Annotated in this window: 14 protein-coding genes, 4 tRNA genes and 2 pseudogenes; 5 read left to right on the top strand and 15 right to left on the bottom strand. The window is 67.6% G+C overall.

Going from position 1 to position 16,153, the window contains the following annotated elements; all coding sequences use genetic code 11:
• Positions 1–137 precede the first annotated feature (137 nt).
• Entirely contained in the window at positions 138–881 is a 744-nt protein-coding gene (locus tag DLJ58_RS01475) for an enoyl-CoA hydratase/isomerase family protein (RefSeq protein ID WP_091396017.1), read from the top strand.
• 67 nt (positions 882–948) lie between these two features.
• On the opposite strand, the gene DLJ58_RS01470 is transcribed toward DLJ58_RS01475, so the two are convergent.
• Complete coding sequence (locus DLJ58_RS01470) at positions 949–2,292, bottom strand: ABC transporter substrate-binding protein (protein WP_124853497.1); 1,344 nt, start codon at positions 2,290–2,292, stop codon at positions 949–951.
• Positions 2,293–2,447: 155 nt separating this feature from the next.
• Between DLJ58_RS01470 and DLJ58_RS01465 the strand changes: the two genes are divergently transcribed.
• Positions 2,448–2,837 (top strand): hypothetical protein, encoded by a 390-nt coding sequence (locus tag DLJ58_RS01465; RefSeq protein ID WP_091396011.1) that lies wholly within the window; start codon positions 2,448–2,450, stop codon positions 2,835–2,837.
• Between the two features lie 57 nt (positions 2,838–2,894).
• On the opposite strand, the gene DLJ58_RS01460 is transcribed toward DLJ58_RS01465, so the two are convergent.
• Entirely contained in the window at positions 2,895–3,335 is a 441-nt protein-coding gene (locus DLJ58_RS01460) for a hypothetical protein (RefSeq protein WP_124853496.1), read from the bottom strand.
• 128 nt (positions 3,336–3,463) lie between these two features.
• Between DLJ58_RS01460 and DLJ58_RS01455 the strand changes: the two genes are divergently transcribed.
• Complete coding sequence (locus DLJ58_RS01455; RefSeq protein WP_124853495.1) at positions 3,464–4,168, top strand: DUF2786 domain-containing protein; 705 nt, start codon at positions 3,464–3,466, stop codon at positions 4,166–4,168.
• Positions 4,169–4,212: 44 nt separating this feature from the next.
• On the opposite strand, the gene DLJ58_RS01450 is transcribed toward DLJ58_RS01455, so the two are convergent.
• Entirely contained in the window at positions 4,213–4,740 is a 528-nt protein-coding gene (locus DLJ58_RS01450) for an SRPBCC family protein (protein WP_124853494.1), read from the bottom strand.
• Positions 4,741–4,906: 166 nt separating this feature from the next.
• Between DLJ58_RS01450 and DLJ58_RS01445 the strand changes: the two genes are divergently transcribed.
• Positions 4,907–6,154 (top strand): hypothetical protein, encoded by a 1,248-nt coding sequence (locus tag DLJ58_RS01445; RefSeq protein WP_124853493.1) that lies wholly within the window; start codon positions 4,907–4,909, stop codon positions 6,152–6,154.
• A gap of 257 nt (positions 6,155–6,411) precedes the next feature.
• Here DLJ58_RS01445 and DLJ58_RS33730 read toward each other — a convergent pair.
• The 5 genes from DLJ58_RS33730 to DLJ58_RS01425 all read right to left on the bottom strand — a co-directional run bounded on the left by DLJ58_RS33730 (position 6,412) and on the right by DLJ58_RS01425 (position 10,145).
• Positions 6,412–6,478, bottom strand: a tRNA-Phe gene (locus DLJ58_RS33730).
• 305 nt (positions 6,479–6,783) lie between these two features.
• Complete coding sequence (locus DLJ58_RS01440) at positions 6,784–7,122, bottom strand: hypothetical protein (protein WP_124853492.1); 339 nt, start codon at positions 7,120–7,122, stop codon at positions 6,784–6,786.
• Positions 7,123–7,172: 50 nt separating this feature from the next.
• The gene (locus tag DLJ58_RS01435; RefSeq protein ID WP_244218738.1) at positions 7,173–8,969 is read right to left on the bottom strand and encodes a DUF2326 domain-containing protein; all 1,797 of its coding nucleotides are present in this window, start codon (positions 8,967–8,969) and stop codon (positions 7,173–7,175) included.
• Positions 8,969–9,205, bottom strand: coding sequence for an ABC-three component system middle component 8 (locus tag DLJ58_RS35005; RefSeq protein ID WP_124853490.1), 237 nt, complete (start codon positions 9,203–9,205; stop codon positions 8,969–8,971). Before DLJ58_RS35005 ends, DLJ58_RS01435 begins: the two co-directional genes overlap by 1 nt.
• Entirely contained in the window at positions 9,192–10,145 is a 954-nt protein-coding gene (locus DLJ58_RS01425) for an ABC-three component system protein (protein ID WP_124853489.1), read from the bottom strand. Before DLJ58_RS01425 ends, DLJ58_RS35005 begins: the two co-directional genes overlap by 14 nt.
• A gap of 512 nt (positions 10,146–10,657) precedes the next feature.
• Between DLJ58_RS01425 and DLJ58_RS01420 the strand changes: the two are divergent.
• Positions 10,658–10,863, top strand: a pseudogene (locus DLJ58_RS01420) (transposase); the annotation flags it as partial.
• Between the two features lie 922 nt (positions 10,864–11,785).
• Here the strand turns inward: DLJ58_RS01420 and DLJ58_RS01415 are convergent.
• From DLJ58_RS01415 to crtI, 7 genes and pseudogenes are all read right to left on the bottom strand, one after another.
• Positions 11,786–11,859: transfer RNA gene (locus DLJ58_RS01415), tRNA-Phe, on the bottom strand.
• 99 nt (positions 11,860–11,958) lie between these two features.
• Positions 11,959–12,032, bottom strand: a tRNA-Asp gene (locus DLJ58_RS01410).
• Positions 12,033–12,089: 57 nt separating this feature from the next.
• A tRNA-Glu gene (locus DLJ58_RS01405) sits at positions 12,090–12,162 on the bottom strand.
• Between the two features lie 154 nt (positions 12,163–12,316).
• Positions 12,317–13,099 (bottom strand): polysaccharide deacetylase family protein, encoded by a 783-nt coding sequence (locus tag DLJ58_RS01400; RefSeq protein WP_124853488.1) that lies wholly within the window; start codon positions 13,097–13,099, stop codon positions 12,317–12,319.
• Positions 13,100–13,174: 75 nt separating this feature from the next.
• A complete protein-coding gene (locus DLJ58_RS01395) occupies positions 13,175–14,125 on the bottom strand; it encodes a MerR family transcriptional regulator (protein ID WP_124853508.1) in 951 nt (316 codons plus the stop codon).
• Positions 14,115–14,735 carry an isopentenyl-diphosphate Delta-isomerase gene (idi, locus tag DLJ58_RS01390; RefSeq protein ID WP_124853487.1) on the bottom strand — a complete coding sequence of 207 codons (621 nt, stop codon included), beginning with the start codon at positions 14,733–14,735 and terminating at the stop codon, positions 14,115–14,117. Before idi ends, DLJ58_RS01395 begins: the two co-directional genes overlap by 11 nt.
• A pseudogene (crtI, locus tag DLJ58_RS01385) lies at positions 14,732–16,117 on the bottom strand (phytoene desaturase family protein); the annotation flags it as partial. The gene idi and the pseudogene crtI, both read right to left, overlap by 4 nt.
• Positions 16,118–16,153: the final 36 nt, after the last annotated feature.

The following is a 16,153-nucleotide window of genomic DNA, read 5'->3' as shown; positions in this document are numbered from 1 at the left end:
GTCGCGAACGAAAGGGTGGGCACAGTGAGCGCGAGGAGTGAGCTTGCGAGCCCCGCAGTCGCGAACGAAAGGGTGGGCACAGTGAGCGCGAGGAGTGAGCTTGCGAGCCCCGCAGTCGCGAACGAAAGGTCGGCACAGTGAGCGGGTTGCGGATCGAGGAGCGGCCGGACCGGCTGGTGGTCACCCTGGACCGGCCGGAGAAGCGCAACGCCATCGACGCCGACCTGATCGCCGAGCTGCACCAGGTCTGCGCCGAGTTGGAGGCGCGCCCGCGCCTGCTGCTGCTCACCGGCGGCGCGGCGGGCATCTTCGCCGGTGGCGCCGACATCGGCCAGCTCCGCGAACGGGGTCGCACTGACGCCCTCGCCGCGATCAACTCGGCCGCCTTCGCCCGCATCCGGGCGCTGCCGATGCCGACCGTGGCGGCCGTCGACGGCCCGGCGTTGGGCGGTGGCGCGGAGCTGGCGTACGCCTGCGATCTGCGGGTGTGCACGGCGCGGGCGGTCTTCGGGCAACCGGAGGTGCGGTTGGGCATCCTGGCCGGTGCCGGCGCGACCCACCGGCTGCCCGCGTTGATCGGCGAGGGCCGGGCGAAGGAGCTGCTCTTCACCGGCCGGCGGGTGGACGCCGCGGAGGCACTGCGGATCGGTCTGGTGAACCGGGTGGTGGATGAGCCCGGCGAGCTGCTGACGGTGGCGCACGCATTGCTGGACGAGATCGCCCTGGGCTCACCGTTGGCGGTGCGGCTGACCAAGCTGGCGGTGGACGCGCCCGCCGCGGCGCACCCGCATCTCGACCTGGTCAGCCAGGCGGTGCTCTTCGAGGACGACGAGAAGCACCGTCGGATGACCGAGTTCCTGGAGCGCCGCCGGCCGCGCTGATCCCGCGTACCAGAAACGGCCGCACCGGCGGGAGGCCGGTGCGGCCGTCGTGGGTTTCGGGTCCTGCCTACTGCCGGATCTGCACCCCGGCGTCGGCCAGCCCGCGGATCACCTGGGCGGACTCACCGAAACCGATGATCAGTACGGCGTCCGCGCCGAATTCCTTGATCTGCTTCGCGCCGCCGCTGAAGTCGACCGGAGCGGCCTTCGCGTCGGCCGGCGGCTCGTACGTCAACAGCTTGAGCCGGTCGTTGGCGATACCGGCCTTCTCCAGCTCCTCGCGGACGGTGCCCTGGAGGCCCTCACCGTAGGAGTCCTTGCGGGCGACGATGACGATCTTCTGTGACCCGTCGCGGAGGATCACGTCGGCCAGCGCCCGGCCCTGGAGGCTGTCCGGAGGGGCGGTACGGAAGTAGAGGCCCTGGTCGTCGACGTCGGTCAGGCTGCTGTCGGTGTTGGAGGGGGAGAAGAGGATCTTCCCGGCCTGCACCACGTCCGGTAGCACCGCCCGGGAGATGCCCGAACCGCCGGCACCGATGATCACGCTGACGCCGTCCGTCACGTGCTTGGCCACCGTCGCCTTGGCCACCGCCGGGTTGGTGCCGTCGTCGCCGTCGAGCCACGTCACCGGCTTGCCCAGTGCGCCGCCAGCGGCGTTGATCTCCTTGATCGCCAGCGCGGCGCCGGCCTCCATCGGCGGGTAGGCGATCGCGAGGTCACCGGTCTTCGGCAGCAAGCCGCCCAGGATCAGCGGCTCCTGGTCGGCGGCGCCACCCGGGCGCTGCTTCTTCGGCTTCGGCGGCGTCTTGGTGCTCGCCGCCGACTCGATGCCCGCGCCGACGAACTCGGTCTTGCCGTCGTTGATCTGCTGCCCGTCGAAGGTCAGCGTGGCGTAGCTCGCGGTGGCCGGCTCACCCTTGTCGGTGAAGCCCGCCCGGGTGAGCGACACGCCGCGGTACTCGATGTCCTGACCGTTGCGGGCCAGCGCGAGACAGCTGGCCGGGTCTTCGCAGCGCTGCCCGTCGTTGGTCACGGCCACGATCTGCTTGGTGATGGCGGCCGGGTCGGTGCTCCCGGCCAACTGGGCGGCGAGCACGGCGATCACCACCGCGTCGTACGTCTCGGCGGAGTACACGTAGTCCGTCAGCGCCGGATTGACGGCCCGTAGCCGGCCCTTGAAGTCGTCTGGGAGCGGCACGAGGGGCGTGGTGCCCTTCATCCCGTCGACGAGACTCGCCCGTTCCTTCAACTCCGCAGGATAGGAGTTGAGCATGTTGCCGTCCGTGCCGTAGAGGCGCACCTGTTGGGCGCTTGCCTCTTCGGGCTTGTCTTCCCCGCAAGCGCTTGTGGCGAGCAGGATCGTCGCGCAGGCAGCCAGTGTGGCTACCCGCGAGCGGCGTGATACGAACATGGTCGTCCTTCCTCCGGCGAAGGTCCGCTGCGCACATTAGCGTGCCGAGGCCGGCGGCGGGACCGTGGAGGTGGCGTAATGCGCAGGTAGCTCGCGTTGAACACGGACAGTGACGGTTGCCCGGGCCCTTGACCACCGGTCCTACTGTGCGCTGCGTGACCGACCTACCACAGCAGACGTTCGATGACGCGGCCGCCGTGCTCCGTTCGGCGTTGACCGGCGATGGAGACGCGGTGGTGGGAGCGTTCGACGCGGTCGTCGACCGGGCCGGTCTGGACGGCGCGTACGGCGTCGCCTGGTGCCTGGCCGCGACCATGCTCGGTGACGCGCCGGCGGCCAGTGGGGCGGCGCTCGACTTTCCGGGAATCGATCAGGCCGGGTACGACACCCGCTGGGTGGCCCGCTTCGTCAGCGCGTACGCGAATCGGGACGAGCCGACCGGGGAGGCGTTGTTCGGCGCTGCGGCCGCCGACGGGTTGCTCCCCGACTGCCTGCTCACACTCGCCGGCTCCACGATCGCCACCCTGCGCAGCCGCGCCGGGTGACGCGCCGCCGGGTCGCGGCGTCCGTCGGGGGGCGGACGCCGCGACCGTGCGGGCCGGTCAGAACGCGTGGTACGCGATCAGCGGTTCGTACTCGTACCGCAGGTTCTCGAAGCGGACCCGGAAGTTGACGCCGTCCCGGACGTTGGTCGCCACCGTGATCCAGCCCGAGTTGGCCGGCAGGTAGGTCCAGTAGTTGCAGGCGCTCGTCTTGTCTACGAAGATCACGCACGCCTCGGTGGCGTACACGCTCGCGTTGCGTACGTTGATGTCGCGACAGCGCGTCGTCGTGCGGTACTGGCCGGCCGAGCCGCCGTAGCGGCCGGTTTCGAAGTACGACCGGACCGCCCCGCCGTAACAGGTGGCGAGCGGGGCGAACGCGTTCGGCCCGGAGCTGACCGGCGTAATCGGTGTGGTCGGCTCCGCCTGCGCGGGTGTGCCGACGGAGAGCAGTGCGGCGGCCGTGGCGACGGCGAGCAGACGAGCGGTCGGGGATGGCATCCGTTCGTTCCTCCAAACAGTTGGCTGACCGTCCGTATCGGACTGATCATCGGGCCGTGACGATGATACGTATCGATCGATAGCCGCGCCGCCCCGAGACGTCCGGCCCGTGTGGTAGCTCTGTAGGCATGTCCGAGGCCATGCTCAGCAAGGTGCGCAAGCTGTTGGCCCAGGCCGAGGACCCGGCCTGCACGCCGGCCGAGTCCGCCGCGTTCACCGCCAAGGCGACCGAGCTGATCGCCCGCTACGGCGTCGACCGGGCGCTGCTCGCCGCCCGGGACCCGACCACCGACCCGGTCGGCGACCGAGTGCTGGACGTCGTCGCCCCGTACGCCCGCGACAAGGTCGGCCTGCTCGCCGCGGTGGCCGAGCCGCTGCGCTGCCGCTGCGTACGCCGTCGGCAGGGCAACGGCTTCGCCCTGCACCTCTTCGGCTTCGCCAGTGACCTGGAACGGGTCGACCTGCTCTTCACCTCACTGCTCGTGCAGGCGGCGCACGGCCTGGCCGCCGCCGAGGTGCCTGCCGACGACCACCCCGCCGCCTTCCGCCGCTCCTGGCTGGCGGGCTTCGCGGAGGTGGTCGGCGGTCGACTCTGGGCGGCCGAGTCGGCGGCGGCCAGCGAGTCGGGCACACCGTCGGTCGCGCTGGTGCTGGCCGACCGGTCCGACCGGGTGCAGCGCCGGCTCACCGAGGAGTACCCACGGCTGCGTACCGCACCGCCGCGCCGGTTGGGCGGCACCGGCTTCGGTTCGGGGGCGGAGGCCGGCGAACGCGCGAACCTTGGTGGTCGGGACCTCGGCGGCGCCGCTGCGGGTCGTCGGCTCGGCCGGTGACACCGGTGGGCCGCCGGCCGGTGACCCGGTGACCCGGTGGGCCGTCAGGCCGTCGTGCTGGGGCGGTGGCGCGACACCGTGGCGACGTAGCGGGTGAGCAGCTCGTGCCAGCCGGCCGTGAGCGCCTTGCGGTAACCCTCGGCAGCCTCGCCGTGCCGGTCGAAGTGCCGGTGCTCCAGGTCGACCCGGGTGCGCTCCGGCCCCTCGGCATGGAACAGCACCTCGACCTCGCTCGCGCGGGCCGGGTCCGGCACCGGCGCCCGGTCGGGGCCGATCTGCCAGACGAAGACCAGCCGGCGAGGCGGATCCCAGGTGAGCACCCGACCCCAGTCGGCGCGAAAACCGTACGGGCCGATCTCGTAGAGCATGCCGCCGGCCCGAGGCTCCATGCCCAGCTCGGCCAGCGCGTCCGGGCCGGACCAGGTGTATTCGGTGACCCACCAGTCGGTCAGCTCGTCGGTGAAGACCGTGAACGCGTGCTCGGCGGAGCCCGGGACGAGAAGGCTGCACCGGAGAGAGAACTGGCCGACGTCCTGCCGGATGTCGGCCGGATCAGTCAATTCCTGTCCCATAGGCCCGGACCATACCGGCTGATGCCTCGGTGTGCAGCTTCGCGCGGTGCCCGGTTCCAGACAGAGGGTCGTCGGGCCGTCACGGACGGGATGGCCCGCCGGAAAGCGGGTAACCGCGCCGGACGGCCCGGACGACCGGGCTCGTGTGCAGGTGGGGCGGGAGAACATGAGCGAGAGCGGGCAGCAGCGGGAGCCGGACCGGAACGTCGACAGCGGGAACCCGGACGACGTCCTGCTCGACATTCCGAAGGTCTCCGTGGACTCCATCCGACTGGCGGTCGACGGTCTGGAGGCCGATCTGTCGCTGCGGGCGCGGGTGGCCAACCTGCTCCAGGTCGACGCCGGCGTACGGGTGCACCTCAACGGCGGCGAGTTGAACATCGACGGGGTGAACGCCGAGGCGCAGCTGCGGGTGCGGTTGGAGCAGCTGACCAGGATCCTGGGACGAGCGCTCGACACTCTTGACCACAACCCACACATCATCGAGGCGCTCGCACGCACGGCCGGCACCGCCATCGACGACGTGAACCGCAGCACCCAGCAGTTGGCCACGGGCGCAGCGGAGATCAAGGCGTCGAGTCGGCGCTCGGACGACGTACGCGGCGAGCCGGGCCAGCAGGTCGGCGCGGCCAGCCCGGTGGCCGACCGCGACCGACTGGGTTCCGACCGGCCGGGTCCGGGTCGGCCATCGGGTTCTGGCCGGCCGGGTCCCGATCGGCTCGGCCCTGGTCGTCTGGGTTCTGATCGGCCGGATGCGGGTCGGTCCGAGGCGGGGCCGGTCGGCTCGGGACCGGGTGCCGGCGGCCCTGGGCCGCGAGCCGGCGGCCCAGGGCCGGCCGACCAGGCGCATGCGCAGGGCCAGCATCCGGAGGGTCGACAGCCGGAGGGGCGGAAGCCGGAGGGGCGGCGTCCTGAGGGTCCGCATGCGCAGGGCCAGCATCCTCAGGGACGGCAGCCAGATGGACGGCAGCCAGATGGACGTGAGTCGGAGGGCGGCTCGCCACGTGGCAACGGTCCGGAAGGCCAGCGGTCCGAGGGGTCGCGTCACGCCGGTGGAGCGCGGCCCGAAGGCGCGGGTGACGGAGGGCGCTCGGCAGGGGCGGACCGGGACCAGCAGCGCCCCGAGGGATCGGCGGGGCCGGCGGTCGGGGAGACCGGAAACCAGCCCGGCCAGTCGGCAGCGTCCGGTCCAAGCCCGTCCGGTCCAAGCCCGTCCGGTCCAAGCCCGTCCGGGGCAAGCCCGTCCGGGGATGGCGGCGGTGGTCTGCCGGGCGCGGCGCAGGCCGCGGCGCAGAGCGCAGCCCAGTTCGCCGAGCAGGCGGGGGAGACGCTGCGAGAGGCCGGACGCAGCGTGTGGGAGGCCATCCAGGGCAGCGTGGCCCAGCATCGCCCGCAGGGACGCCGCGACCGCTGACGCCGTCGCCGCGACCACTGACGCCGCGCGGTCGTGCGTGACGTCCGGCGCGCTGCCCCGATGCGGAGGCGACCCCGGGCATGATCGACTCGGTTTTCTTGAAGTCGCGGCATCGCGCCTGCTGGGATACCGCGATTTCAAGGAAGTCGTGTTGATCACGCGTGGGTGCGGCCGTCACGGAAAGCGACCCGCAAAAAGCAAGATCCCCACCTGCGTTTCCGCTGGCGGGGACCTCTGTAGCCCGGCGAAAGGCTATGTGGCCAGGGGCGGGGTCGAACCGCCGACCTTCCGATTTTCAGTCTGTGGTCATCCGCCCTCATGACCAGCACCTACACCTATTTGTCCGGATCTCTTATGTATCAATCTCTACGGAACGTGACGTTGAACTGCATCTCTAACCCTCCGCGTGAGCCCGTGGGCTCACGGCAACTCGATACGGAGGCGCGGGTGGCGAAGCTCGAACCCAGGGCCGGGCGGTACCGGGTGGCCTGGCGGTTGTGCGACAGAGGCGGCCGGATAATCCGGGACGAGGACGGGAAGCCCTTGGTCACCCTGGCCCTAGCCCTCTCCACGGAGTCTGGGTCGACGGCAGACAGTGATGGCAGCAGGTGCGGCTCACGATCTGCTGCTTACGCAGCCAGGCTTCCGAGCGTGCTTAGGATAGTTCCAAGCGCCAAGAGGACGACAGTAGCGAGGGCTCCTCGTGCTGCTGAGCGGCTGATGGCATAGACGATCAGAGTCCGGACGAACATGACATCACCCCACGTCATGTCCGGATCGACACCCCGCTCGCGGCGGTACGCAGCCGCCTTCTCCTCGTCATTGCTGTGGAGGCGATTGGACTCACGGATGATGTCGACCCGCGCCTGCGCCCGTCGGTAGGCCATTACCGCGGAGACCGTGGCGATGCCGATGGCAGCGAGTTCGAGAGCGCCGCCGACCAACGACAGCCACTTGCCCAGCGTCATGTAGCCATGGTGGGGCATCTGATCAAGCCCGGCAGGCTGGGAAAGATGCGCTACCACGTCGGCATCTTGAATAGTCGGCCCTCCTGGCCCTCGTCGTGAAGCGTGACCACGACGTCCTCCGGCATGAGCGTCAGGTGACTTGAACCGATGGGTAGGGGAAGATCGCTGTCGAGTAGCGAGATGATTGGTTGGAGTCCGAGGGCGGCATACTCTCTAAACACGCCAATCAGCTTCTCCCGCTTGCGTGGCTCCAGTTGCTCCAGGGCGCCGTCGTGGTACACAAAGCGCGGGAATGGCACGTCTAGGTAGGTTCTAAGGAACGCAAGGTCGAAGGCGATACAGAGGAGCTTTCGGTATGATGTTCCTCTGTCGCCACTTGTTGCTATTCCCGCAGTTCCTACGAACTCCGCAGTGAAATCAAGGCCACCCTGACTGTTCACCCTAATTGCAATAATTGCATTCTGGCCTAAGACCTCATAGATGATCTCGGTAAAGTACCGGCGTAGCCGGCCGAATCGACTCTCTTCGTTGCGGCTGATTTCCTCGATCTGCGTTTCAACTGCGGTCTCAAGGTGGCCAAACTCTTCGGCGAGTGATCGCTGGTGTCGGCGTAGGTCTGCGAGCCTTGCCGCAGCCGATCGCCTAGCTTCGAGAACGCTTAGTTCGCCTTGAAGGTTGGTCAGCTCAAGGGAAAGGCTTTTGTATTTCTCAAGCGAATCGGAGTTCCTCAAAAACTCCAGAGATTGAGCGCGTCTCAGGTTCAACGTCTCGAGTTCCTTGCGGATCTCCACCAGCCTCGCTTGGCTTTCAGTCAGTTGTTCTTGGAGCGCCTCGCGCCTTTCCTCGGTGATCGCTCGGTTAAAGGCGACGAGTTGCTCGTATTCTCTCTTGATCTGATCGCCTAGGAAGACGCCAGCCTGACGGAACAGCTCCGCGGCATCCCTTGGTCGGAAAAGTACCTGCTCCTCTTCTAGCGACTCGTCGATGCGCTGTACGAGCCGGCCGAGCCGATAGCTTTCTTCGTTCAGGGCCGTGATCTGCGCCTCGGTTCGGTCGATTAGTTCCGTGGTTGCGCGGGTGTCCTCTTCTTGGAAGTTAAAGGAGGCAAGGGTGGCGGTCCTAGCGTCGATGTCCCGTCTCTTGACAGAAATCAGGCCATCCAGCACGGAGGGGTCGACATCCTCGCCGCTCCACTCGCGAGTGAGTGTGGCAAGATCTGACGTTGCCTGATTAAGTTCTTCCTTCTTTTGGTAGAGGCCGATAACCGGCTCGGACTCCATCCCGATCAGATGTGCCACAAAGGGCTTCCAGTCCAAATGCTTGCCGGTGAACTTGCCTAGCTGGAAGACGTCGAGGTAGTCCCGCTGGGATCTGATTAGGTAGCCAACTGCCTTCCTGAATCCCCATGGCCGTAGGGCGTCGATGGCAAGCATGCCGTCCAGGAGCAGCTTAGCGCGGTCAAATGGCATGCCGAGGTGATCCCAATCAGGGCCTTCAACTGCCGTTATGTCTTCGATCGAAGACTCACTTCGCTTGAAATAAATCTTTGACCCAGGATCGACCGGGCGCCCGATTGTGAGGTAACCGCCGCTCGGCAGTTCGATCTCTAGGTAGAAGGCGAACTTTTCGAAAGATGACCTGTGCTTGAAGAGGAAGAAGCTGCTGCTTTTCCCCTTGAGAAGGCAGAAGTCGATCAGTTCGGCAAGAGTGGTCTTACCGAGGTTGTGGGTGTCGAGGTCTCTGTTTTCAGGAAGGCGGATTTCGGCTAGCACAGCCGAAAGCCCGTTGTTGAACGTTATGGAGCCAAAGACATCAGGCCTGTTCGAGTAAAGCCTCTTGAGCTTCATCACTTCCCCGCATACTCAAAGAGGTCGGCAGTGGGGCGATACTCCACTAAGCCGAGCAAGTACAGGAGACTCACCGCGGGCGTGAAGAGATAATCGGAACCGCGCGACGCTTTGTCCAGAGCCGTCCGTAGATCAGCATAGGGTATCGCCCGCTTGCGTCTCAACTCAGCAAGCAGCACCGTCGAGGCGGCCAAGACGGTTTGGTCCGGGTGAGAGTGCTTATTAGGCCTGAGCATCTGGCGTTTCCCCGATGTCGCAATGCCAGTACATGTAAAAGATCATTGCCCGTGTCAGTCGCTTATATCTCGATAGCACCCCATCTCGTTTGAAGAGAAAGTCGACCAAGTAGTGGAATACCTTATCAAAAGACTGATAGTCTTTCCGGCTTGCAACTATCTTGAGCTGAAACTCTTCAACTGCGCCTTCATATAGTCGTAGAGTATCGATGTTGGCGGGGTTAGCCAGGAAGCGGCTAATCCCATGCGTCTCGGAAAGGTAAAGCTTCTTGAGGTGCTGCGCGAACTCCGGCGTCATGCCGTTAATGCGGTTCTTCTCGTCGTAGGTCACGCGGTCCACCACTGGGGCGTCTTCGAGGGGTGGTGACGCGTTGATCCCCTTCGCGATCCCGAGGATGACTTCGGCTAACTCATAACTCGAGACGAGGAGGGGGCCATCGACCGGATCGATACGCGCTCGACGGATAATATCTGGATAGGCATGCAGCATGTCATCCATATACTCGACTCCGGCGAGGAATATTTGGCTCTTGTGCAGGCTCGTTTCCTTGGCCAGCCGGGCGATGATGTGAGGATGAGTCACGCCACCCAACCGTCTATTGCTAAACAAGATATAGTTGTGTATCTCGTCGTTGTCTACCAGCTTGCGAATTCGTGGAATCTCTTCCGAAAGTACTGAGCTTTCGGCGTCACCACTGAAGTCAAGGTCACTAAAGTGAGCGTTGATAGCGTTCGTATGCTTCGCCTGGCCGATGGTAATTCGAGTCCAAGGCGCAGCCGTGCTGGGGAACTTGGCGGCAGTGCCATCGAAGCGTGCGTCTCGGCCGCCATCGCGTCCGGCGGCGAAAGATTGGACTCCGTCGCCGAAGAGTACCCGCATGCACTGCACCACCAGTCGTTCGAACTGGCTGTCGTCCAGATCCTCGTACGGGTACCCCATCCCTGCAGGCTACCGGGCGGATAGAGCGGGCGCGATATCCAAAGTCCGTCGATTGTCGATATTGGAGGCTGTGGCAAAAGCTGGTCAGCGCTTCGCTCTGCAATGAGGTCCAGCTGGTCTGCGCGTGTGCCCAGACGGCGGCAGCATCGGCCCGAACGGCCGTATGGGGCTGTGGGCGGCGTACGCAGGGTTGCGACTGGCATGGCGGGCAGCAGCAGTGCAGCAGCCGATCTGAGCTGTAGCGGTCTACAGCGCGTCCGCCATCCACCCTCAGCCGGGACAGCCGCGCATCCGGCGTGCCTACCGGACCAGTCGCAACCGCGTTGCTCGGCTGGCCAAAGTTTCAGGAAGCTCCAGAACTGGGCCCCTCGGCATCTGACCAGCTATCGACGGCCCTTTGAACCAAGTGGTCGTTACAGGCCTTAGCGCGTCGAGGGGTAGGTCTGGGTTGACGGCCTTGTCGAACAGAGCCCGGACCCGGGCCTCACGTACCTCTCGGGGGTCGTCCTTGGCTCGAGTCGTTGAACGCCCGCTACCGGCGGGCCGTCAAGGTCCGCGGCACTTCCCCAACGAGCAGGCCGCGTTGAAGTGTCTGTGCCTGGTGACCCGATCCCTGGACCCCACCGGAACAGGCAGAACCCGATGGACGATGCGCTGGACACCCGCCCTGAACGCCTTCGCCATCACCATCAGCGACCGCTTCCCCGCTGCTGAAAACCTACTAACCAAGATCGCCGGAAACACCGTTAGCGAGACAGCCCTCTTTTTGAAGCCAGAGCAGACGTAGCAAGCAGACGTAGCAAGGCGAGCTGTGCCGCGTCTCTCCGGTGGTTGCATCATCTGCTGGCCATGGTTCACAAGTCACTAGGCGGCGGGCCGCCTTGCGCACGCGCCATCGTCGGACCGGGTCGGGGTAAGGCAGCAGGCCACGGACGACGTGTGCCACAAGGACGCGCACGATCGGACTCACATGTCGGAGGGTGCCAGGTGCCTGCGGTCTACGGACAGCGCAGGGCGTGGCCGGGGGATGCGAAGCTCCGATGGTCCGAGGAGGCTCTAGCGGTCACACGCCGTTCCGTCCGTGGCATCGTTGATCGCTCGATGTAGGTCCGACAGGCGGACGGTGACCATCCTGTCTGCGGCCGCGGCGCGCTTTCCGTCAGCGACCAACTCCCGCAGCATCACTGAGGGGTTGGTGCCTCGACGGCTCGCTTCCTCTACCAACCATCGCGAGAGGTCGTCGGGGAGACGGGTTGAGTAGACCATGGTCACCTTGCGGGGCGTGGTCTCCACCTCTGCGCCCGACCAGTCGACGGGTTCTTGTGCTGCCCGGACGGCTTCATCACGATTCACGGTCGCCCCTGTCCACTCCGGTTGGGCGTCGGGTAGCGGCCACGTCTTTTGCCGATGGTGATGCCCCTCACATGCCAATCCAGTCTACAAATGTAAACAGTAGCCGACGGGTCTCTGCCTGTCACTGTCAGTTAGATCGGCGGGGTGTCCCTCACGTACGTGAGCCCATGGGCTCACGAGGGGCTCGCGGTCGCGAGAACTGCCATCGATGGATGCGGCGGCTGAACAAAAGGGCGGCGACCGCGTTTCCGCTGGTCACCGCCCTAATAGCCCGGCGAAAGGCTATGTGGCCAGGGGCGGGGTCGAACCGCCGACCTTCCGATTTTCAGTCGGACGCTCGTACCAACTGAGCTACCTGGCCGTGTCGCTCGGCTCATGTTACCCGGCAACCGGACGAACCGGCGGCAAGGCGACCTGCTCCGATACGCAGAACGCCGCGCGGGGCGCGGCGTCAGCGCTGCGGTCCTGACGGGACTTGAACCCGCGACCTCCGCCTTGACAGGGCGGCGAGCACTCCAACTGCTCCACAGGACCTAGCTTGTGTTGCTCCGGCTTGCGCCGGTCTTGCCTTGCTCCGGCTTGCGCCGGTCGTGCCCCCAACGGGATTCGAACCCGTGCTACCGCCTTGAAAGGGCGGCGTCCTGGGCCGCTAGACGATGAGGGCGGCCCCGCCATCATTGCACATTCGCAACTTCAAGCGGACTTGCTCCCATCCGGCCCCGCCGGAGGCTTGGAAAGCATACGTGATGCTCCGTCGGTCGACAAAATCGGTATCGGCAAGGGCTTCGGACGGGCCATAACCGCAGGTCAGAGCGGTTCTAGCGGAGCCGGGTGATGCCGAAACGCTGCTTCAGGTCGGCGATCAACTTCGGGCAGGCGGCGAGTGTCGCGGCCCGGTTACCGCCCCCGTCGTGAAGAAGAACGATCGCACCGGGCCGGGTGGCGGCGTGGACTCGCTTGCCGATCGTGGCCGCGGTCGGCTTGTCCCAGTCCTGCGGGTCGACCGACCAGTGCAGCGGGCGCATGCCGAGGTCCTTGGCCACCCCGAGCACCTCCGACGTCCATCGGCCGCCGGGCTGCCGGTAGAACGGCACCTTCGCCCCGGGGGCGGCCTTCTGGATGGCCTTGTTGGTGCGGTCCAGGTCGGCACGGATCTCGCCGACAGGTCGACGGGCAAGATCGAGGTCGTGACGCCAGCTGTGGTTGCAGAGCTGGTGTCCCTCCCGGACGATCCGCCGGACCAACTCCGGGTGACGCTGCACCTCGCGGCCGACGACGCAGAAGGTCGCCGTCACCTTGGCGGCCTTCAGATGGTCGAGCACCTTGGGTGTCCAGGCCGGGCTGGGCCCGTCGTCGAACGTCAGGGCCACCGGGCGTACACCGGTGTTGCGCCCCAGCCCGGAGGGGAGCTTGGCCGGCAGCGGCCTCAGCGGCGGCTTGGCCGGCTTGGTGACGCTGGGGTGCGGTGTCGGGGTGGGCGGCGTGGTCGATTCCACCGGCTGTGGAGCGCCGGCGGGTGCGATGGTGCGAACCGGCTGCGCACAGCCGGAAAGGACCAGCGCCACGGCGAGGACGGACGCCAGGATGGCGCGGGCTTGCATCTGCTCGCTCCCGGAGGGTCGGGGTAGGCGGACCCGCCCGACGGTAGTTCACGCCGCGATTTGGCGACAGTGCGGTCAATCACGCCTCGACTGGTCCAGGGAGTCGCGGACGGCGGCGGAGAGCGAGACCGCCTCGGCCAGGTCGATCGGCCGCACCACACCGGCGGGCAGCGTGTCGGCTCGCCAGCCGGGGCCGGCGGCGAGCACCAGCAACGGGCGTCGGGGGGCAGCGAGCAGCGCGCTGAGTTGGGTCGGGTCGGCGGTGGCCCGGGTGTGCGACCAGAGCACAACGGCGGCCGGTCCGGTCCGGTTGACCGCCTCGACGAGAGCGGCCACCGGCACCCGGGCGCCGAGCATCCGGTAGCTGACACCGGCCTCCGCGAGAGCCGCCGCCAACGCCTCCAGCGGCAGCGTGTGCTGTTCCTCGTCGGCGCAGGAGAGCAGGATCCGGGCCGGCCCGGTGGGAACGTTGGCCCGACTGGCCGCCGCGAGTGCCTCCGAGACGCAGCGTGACATCAGGTGCTCCACCTCGATCAGGCCGGCGGTGGCGGCGTGCCGTTCGCCGATGCCGCTGAGCACCGGGCGCAGCAGGCCCTCCCAGGTGGCGACGACCCCGCTGGCGGCCAGGGTGTGCGCGATCGTCTCGCTGATCGCCGCCGCGTCCAATCGCATGGCTGCCCGGGCCAACCCGCGGGCCGCCGGGCCAGCACGGCCGACCGGGATGGAGCCGCCGCCGTCACGGCCGGTCGGGAGGATGTGAGCGGGGGTGACGGTGCCGGCGCCGTTGGGCATCGGGTCCGGTGCCTGGCGGGCCCAGCGGGCCGCCTCGGCGGGGCTCACCCCCTCGGCGGTGAGCCGTCGCATGATCTCGAGACGGGCCAGATCGCTGGATGTGTACCGGCGATGGTGACCGGGGATGTGTTCGCTGGGCCCGAGCCCGTAGCGCTGGTGCCAGGTGCGGAGGGTCGTCACCGCGACCCCCAACCGACGTGCGACCGCGCCCGCGCTCAGCGCCTCATCGACCACCCGACCGCTCCGCCGTGTCATCCGCCGACGATCCGGACGGCGTCATGGCCGGGCCGGTTGCGCCCGACCGGGACTCCGCAGGGCGCAGCAGCCGGTTCACCACCCCGCCCAGCCAGGGCGCGTACGACCGGGGGTCGAGCTTCAACTCGGCCTCCAGCGCGGTGGGGTCGGCCCACCGCAGCTCGGCCACTTCGTCCTGGTCCGGCAGTAGCGGAGCGCCGGGCAGGAACTCGCCTCGCAGTACGTGGTCGTACTCGAACTCGACCCGACCGGTCGCCGGGTCCTCGGCGTAGTAGACGTAGATGCCGACTTCGGTCAGCTCGACCGGGCCCGCGCCCAACTCCTCGCTCAGTCGTCGGTTGGCCGCCTCGGCGAGCGACTCGCCAGGCTGGGGGTGGCCGCAGCAGGAGTTGGCCCAGCGCAGCGGGAACCGGGTCTTGGCGGCGGCTCGGCGTTGGAGCAGCACCTGGCCGTCCGTGTCCACCAGCAACACCGAGAAGGCCCGGTGCAGCTGACCGGGTGGTTGGTGCGCCGCCGCGACGGTCGTCTCGCCGTGGGCCTTGCCGGACTCGTCGACGAGCTCGACGAGGTGCTTCTCACGACTGCTCATCGGCCTTCCCCGGTGATCCGGCCGGCGGCGAGCTTGCCGGAGATGAGCACCATCGGTACGCCGACGCCGGGTTGGGTCCCGGAGCCGACGAAGACCACGTTCGACAGGTCGCGGTGCAGGTTGGACGGGCGGAACGGCCCGGTCTGGAAGAGGGTGTGCGCGGCGGCGAACGGGGTGCCGGCGGCCATCCCCTGCTCCTCCCACTCGGCGGGGGTGATCGCCCGGAGCACCTCGACCCCGGCGCCGAAGCCGACGTAGCCGCGCTCCTCCAGGGTGCCGATCAGTTGATCGGTGTAGCGCTGGGTCAGGTCGCCGCGCCACTCGAACGGCGCCCGGTGCAGGTTGGGCACGGGGGCGAGCACGTAGTAGGTGTGTCGGTCCGGCGGCGCCACCGCGGGGTCGGTCCGGCTCGGGTTGGTCACCAGCAGCGACGGATCGGTCATCAGCTCACCCCGTCGGATGACCTCATCGAAGGTGCCCTTCCACGCGCGTCCGAAATGGATGTTGTGATGGGCGATCTTCGCATAGGCCTGTCGGGAGCCGACGTGCAGAACGACGCAGGACGGCGAGTAGGTGAGCCGGCGCTGCGGCGCGGCGGGGAGCAGGTCCCGGTAGGCGACCGGCAGGTCGGGGTTGAGCACCACCACGTCCGCCGGCACCAGGTCGCCGTCGGCGGTGACTACGCCGGTGGCGCGGCCGTTCACGGTCTCCACCCGGGTCACCGTGGTGTCGTACCGGATCTGCACGCCGTGCTTCTCGGCCGCGCCGGCCATCGCTCTGGAGACCGCGTGGATGCCGCCGCGTGGGAAGTAGACCCCGGCCACCGAGTCGAGGTACGCGATGACCGCGTAGATGGCCAGCGCGTCGTGCGGCGCGAGGCCGGCGTACATCGCCTGGAAGGAGAAGATCCGCTGGGTACGCGGGTCCCGGAAGAATTGGTTGATCTTGGTCTGGAGGCGCCGGAAGGCCCCGCCGCTGAGCAGCTTGAGCAGGTTGCCGGTGATCAGGTCGGTCGGCGCGTCCAGGTTGCGCTCGATGAAGTCGGTGCGCTCCAACCGCCACAGCTCTCGCGCGTACTCGACGAACCGCAGGTAGCCGTCGGCCTCCCGGGGCCCGCAGACCCGGGAGATCTCGGCCGCCATGCGGGTGGTGTCGGTGAGCACGTCGAGGGTCGAGCCGTCCGGGTAGTACGCCCGGTAGGCGGGGTCGAGCGGGGTCAGGTCCAGCCAGTCGTGCAGCTCCTCGCCGACCGCGCCGAGCGCCTCGGCGATCAGGTCGGGCATGGTGAGCACGGTCGGGCCGGTGTCGAACTCGTAGCCGTCCACGCCGAGGCGTCCGGCCCGCCCGCCGGGCACCGGCTCGCGCTCCAGCACGGTCACCTGTGTCTCTTATACCCATCTGACGCTGCCGACGAACAC

The organism is Micromonospora arida, assembly GCF_003857035.1.
Classification (GTDB): Bacteria; Actinomycetota; Actinomycetes; order Mycobacteriales; family Micromonosporaceae; genus Micromonospora; species Micromonospora arida.
This window is presented reverse-complemented; position numbering and strand designations above follow the sequence as displayed.

Bases quoted from the DNA above. Each gene is read 5' to 3' on its own strand.
- DLJ58_RS01445 (WP_124853493.1), top strand. From the start codon at position 4,907: ATGAGCGAGAGCGGGCAGCAGCGGGAGCCGGACCGGAACGTCGACAGC.
- DLJ58_RS01455 (WP_124853495.1), top strand. From the start codon at position 3,464: ATGTCCGAGGCCATGCTCAGCAAGGTGCGCAAGCTGTTGGCCCAGGCC.
- DLJ58_RS01460 (WP_124853496.1), bottom strand. From the start codon at position 3,335: ATGCCATCCCCGACCGCTCGTCTGCTCGCCGTCGCCACGGCCGCCGCA.
- idi (WP_124853487.1), bottom strand. From the start codon at position 14,735: ATGAGCAGTCGTGAGAAGCACCTCGTCGAGCTCGTCGACGAGTCCGGC.
- DLJ58_RS01435 (WP_244218738.1), bottom strand. From the start codon at position 8,969: ATGAAGCTCAAGAGGCTTTACTCGAACAGGCCTGATGTCTTTGGCTCC.
- DLJ58_RS01450 (WP_124853494.1), bottom strand. From the start codon at position 4,740: ATGGGACAGGAATTGACTGATCCGGCCGACATCCGGCAGGACGTCGGC.
- DLJ58_RS01470 (WP_124853497.1), bottom strand. From the start codon at position 2,292: ATGTTCGTATCACGCCGCTCGCGGGTAGCCACACTGGCTGCCTGCGCG.
- DLJ58_RS01425 (WP_124853489.1), bottom strand. From the start codon at position 10,145: ATGGGGTACCCGTACGAGGATCTGGACGACAGCCAGTTCGAACGACTG.
- DLJ58_RS35005 (WP_124853490.1), bottom strand. From the start codon at position 9,205: ATGCTCAGGCCTAATAAGCACTCTCACCCGGACCAAACCGTCTTGGCC.
- DLJ58_RS01440 (WP_124853492.1), bottom strand. From the start codon at position 7,122: ATGACGCTGGGCAAGTGGCTGTCGTTGGTCGGCGGCGCTCTCGAACTC.
- DLJ58_RS01400 (WP_124853488.1), bottom strand. From the start codon at position 13,099: ATGCAAGCCCGCGCCATCCTGGCGTCCGTCCTCGCCGTGGCGCTGGTC.